At 53.5% G+C, this 3,761-nt stretch carries 3 protein-coding genes; 1 reads left to right on the forward strand and 2 read right to left on the reverse strand.

Annotated elements, in window-relative coordinates:
• Nucleotides 1-77: 77 nt before the first annotated feature.
• Nucleotides 78-947 (reverse strand): branched-chain amino acid ABC transporter permease, encoded by an 870-nt coding sequence (locus tag ACESNI_RS10370; protein WP_373086549.1) that lies wholly within the window; start codon nt 945-947, stop codon nt 78-80.
• A gap of 17 nt (nt 948-964) precedes the next feature.
• The gene (locus ACESNI_RS10375; protein ID WP_373086550.1) at nt 965-2,107 is read right to left on the reverse strand and encodes an ABC transporter substrate-binding protein; all 1,143 of its coding nucleotides are present in this window, start codon (nt 2,105-2,107) and stop codon (nt 965-967) included.
• Nucleotides 2,108-2,341: 234 nt separating this feature from the next.
• Between ACESNI_RS10375 and ACESNI_RS10380 the strand changes: the two genes are divergently transcribed.
• The gene (locus ACESNI_RS10380) at nt 2,342-3,589 is read left to right on the forward strand and encodes an acyl-CoA dehydrogenase family protein (protein ID WP_373086552.1); all 1,248 of its coding nucleotides are present in this window, start codon (nt 2,342-2,344) and stop codon (nt 3,587-3,589) included.
• The last annotated feature ends 172 nt before the right edge of the window (nt 3,590-3,761 follow it).

The following is a 3,761-nucleotide window of genomic DNA, read 5'->3' on the forward strand; positions in this document are numbered from 1 at the left end:
AGGGTAACAGCCAGAATCGAATAAATAGAGATCAGAATGGCGAGGTTCAGAAGATATGCATCCATGGGTCCGTCTCCTCAGTGAACTGCTGAACGGCCGAGCAGGCCGGACGGACGCACGATAATGAACAGGAACAGGATGGCAAAGGTAACGGCCTCCGTCCATTGGGAATCAACATAGAGAAGCGCCAGGCTCTCGGCTAGGCCGAGTGCCAGTCCGGCAAGAAGAGTGCCGGGAACACTGCCGATGCCGCCCACAATCGTCGCCGCCAGCGAGATCAGCATGACATGATGCCCCATGGCCGGGTTTAACCCTGAGGTCGCCCCGGAAATGATGGCGGCCGGCACAACAAGGATGGATCCGATGGTAAAGGCACAGGCGGAGATAAAGCGGGGATTGAGCCCAAAAACCCGTACCAGTTCCGGGTTATCGGCAAGCGCCCGCAGCGCCATGCCCATGGTGCTGAAACGGAGGAAATACCATAATGCGCCAAAAAATACCGCCGCACACAGCATGGAAATCCAGGCGAGCGGCGAGACAAAAAGACCATCCATCAATTCAACCGAGAATGACAGCGGGGTCTGTACGGAGACGAACCCGCGGCCAAAAATCATGCCGACAACATTCTGCACCACAATCCCGACACCGAAGGAGGCAACGAAGACGGTGAAAAACGAGCCCTCGTCGCGCTGGATCGGGACATAGACAAATCTGTTCAACAGCAGGCCGAAAATGATCGCGCCCGCCGTCGCCGCGGCCACACTCAAAAACAGGCCATACCCGGATACATTCACAAAGTAAAAGAGATAAGCCGCAATGATGAAAGTGGCACCATGCGCAAAGTGAAATATCCGGGTAGACCCGAAAATCAGTGAAAACCCGACGGCGGTCAGTGCGTAAAGCGCACCGGTTTGAAGACCGGTGATGGTCAGCTGTAACGCTAACATACTATCAGTTACCCCGATTATTTATTGAAATCGACGGTCGTCAGCACTTCAGGTTTGCCATCTTTAACGATTTTGACCTGAATGGGAAAGAGCAAGGTACCGTTGCTTTGGAAAGAGACCTTACCACCAACCAGATCAAAACTGCCCATTTCTTCGCGCTTGGTCAGAAGATTGGCGCCGGTGACGTCCTTGCCCTCGGCTTCCAGCGCATGGGCCAAAATGCCATATAGAAGCGTCGCGTTGTAATAATTGACGTTATAGGCCGTCGGGGCGCGATTGAATTTTGCCGTATAGTCGGTGACAAAGCGCTTGGTAACCGGATCATCGGATTTATAGTTTACGCCTTGACCGGTCGCGATCAGGCCTTCGGTTTCAGGCAGGGCAAGCGCGTCGGGCACCAGAAAGCCGGAATAGGTGATCAACTGTTGATCCACGCCATTATCGCGCAACTGCTTTACGATCTGGATTTGCTGGGCGCCGTAGCTGGCGATATAAACAGCATCGGGTTTCTCGGCTCTGACCTTGGCGGCGATGCCGGAGAATTGCTGTGCTGTTGTCGGAACGGACATGGTTTCGACTAATTTCCCGCCGGCGCCTTCCAGTGAGGATTTCAGTTCATCGAGGATGGAATTGCCGAACGGATCGTCAATATAGATGAGGACAACGCGTTTTATGCCGCGTTCCTTGACCAGGTACGGCATTGCCGCCCGCACTTCAAGATTGACCAAGGGAATGACATTCCAGAAATATTTTCCCAAAGCCGCCAGATCCGGGCCAACACCGCCGCCATTGACGGCAACGACCTCGTTCCGCATCGCGAGTGTGGAAATGGCCTTGGAAACGCCGGTGAAGGCGGAAAGAACGTAAGGTACGCCTGTCACATTGACAAGTTTTGTCATGCCGACGACGGCCGGCTGGGGCAGGCCCTGGCTATCTTCGTAAGCGATGGACATAGGACCGCTCAGCATTTTATCAGCATTGATATGCTCGACAGCCAAATCCGATCCGGACATGAAGACATCACCATAGACGGCATTCGGGCCGCTTAATGGAAACAGAGCGCCAATGGTATGGTCCGCGGCGGTTGCAAGCCCAGTGCTGAGAATGCCAACGCAAGATATAACCGACAGTGTGGCAAACAGTTTTTTAATTTTTTTCATTACGGCTCCTGTTAGTTTGGTTTTAGTTATTATTGTATTTACAGTGGCTTTTTTAAGGGTGTGATGTCAATGGCTAGTTGCCGGATAATGAGGCCATGAATGACGGATTGGCGGCGGAGATAACGGGAATTGTGACTTAGGTTAGGTTTCGATTAATGATGATCACGGTTGACAGACTGGAACAACAATCGCAGCATCAGGATTATTCAACCTTTCGAATTGAGGACTAATAATATGTCGGGAACCGACCAGGAATTGTTTAATCTAGCCATGTCCGAGGAGGCGCGACCGCTGCTCTATGCGTTGCGAAAGCATATTGACGAAAATGTCGTGCCAATTACCGAAGAGTTCTATGCCCTGAACGAGGGGAAGAAGGACCGCTGGAGCTGGCACCCGCGCCAACTGGAACTGCTCGAGGGGGCAAAAGCGAAAGCCAAGGAATCCGGACTTTGGAATTTCTTTTTACCCGATGCGGACACCGGCGAGGGGCTCAGCAATCTTGACTATGCCTATATTGCCGCCGAGCTCGGTAAATATAGTTTGGCCTCGGAAACCCTGAACTGCAGTGCGCCTGATACCGGCAATATGGAAGTATTGGAGCGGGTCGGAACAGTAGAGCAGAAGGAAAAATGGTTGAAGCCGTTGTTGAACGGTGAAATTCGGTCGGCCTATGCGATGACGGAACCCGGCCAAGCGTCGTCGGATGCCAAAAACGTCCGCACTTCCGCTCATCTGGAAAATGGCGAATGGGTCATTAATGGCGAAAAATTCTATATCTCGGGCGCCGGGGATCCTCGTTGTAAAGTTATGATCACGATGGTCAGGACCAGCCCTGATGCGGCACCCTCAAAGCAGCAATCCCAAATTTTGGTGCCGATCGATACGCCGGGCGTGGAAATTCTCGAAGGCATGCAGGTTTTCGGCGAAGATCATGCGCCCCGTGGTCACATGCACATCAAGTTCAATAATGTGCGGGTCCCCGAAGAAAACATACTGCTCGGCGAGGGGCGCGGTTTTGAGATCTCGCAGGTCAGATTGGGCCCCGGCCGCATACATCACTGTATGCGATCCTTAGGCCAAGCGGAGAAGGCGCTGGAATTGATGGTCAAGAGGGCCGGCAGCCGCAAGGCATTCGGGAAAACCATTTTGAAACTTGGCAAGAACCTCGAAGTTATCTCCCGCGCCCGCATCGAGATCGACGCCATGCGCCTTATGGTGTTGCAGGCGGCGAAAGCCATGGATGTCCTCGGCAACCGGGAGGCCCGTGTCTATGTGAGTGCGGTCAAGGCGATGGTACCGGAGAAAGTCTGCCTCATCATTGACCAGGCGATACAGATGCATGGCGCTGCCGGAGTATCGCAATGGACACCGCTTTCCGGCATGTATACCCAGCAACGCCATCTTCGCTTTGCCGACGGTCCCGATGAAGTGCATCATATGGTTGTCGGACGTGCCGAGGCGCAAAAGCACGATGCATGGTAGAGTGCGGATGAAAAGAACGGGCCGAGACAGACTTAATCGTCGAGGGGTTTAAGGACCCTTTCGGGGAGCCGGATCAGACACCTCGCGCCGGGGATAGTCACGCTGCTTGATGCAGCGTGACCTCGGTGGATTGGGCATCATTTTCGATCAGGGCGCGGTGCATGGCAATGAT

The sequence above is a fragment of the Sneathiella sp. genome, from assembly GCF_041689005.1.
In the GTDB taxonomy this organism is placed as follows: Bacteria; Pseudomonadota; Alphaproteobacteria; order Sneathiellales; family Sneathiellaceae; genus Sneathiella.

Excerpts from the sequence above, each read along its gene's own strand:
- ACESNI_RS10370 (WP_373086549.1), bottom strand. The coding sequence starts at position 947 with ATGTTAGCGTTACAGCTGACCATCACCGGTCTTCAAACCGGTGCGCTT.
- ACESNI_RS10375 (WP_373086550.1), bottom strand. The coding sequence starts at position 2,107 with ATGAAAAAAATTAAAAAACTGTTTGCCACACTGTCGGTTATATCTTGC.
- ACESNI_RS10380 (WP_373086552.1), top strand. The coding sequence starts at position 2,342 with ATGTCGGGAACCGACCAGGAATTGTTTAATCTAGCCATGTCCGAGGAG.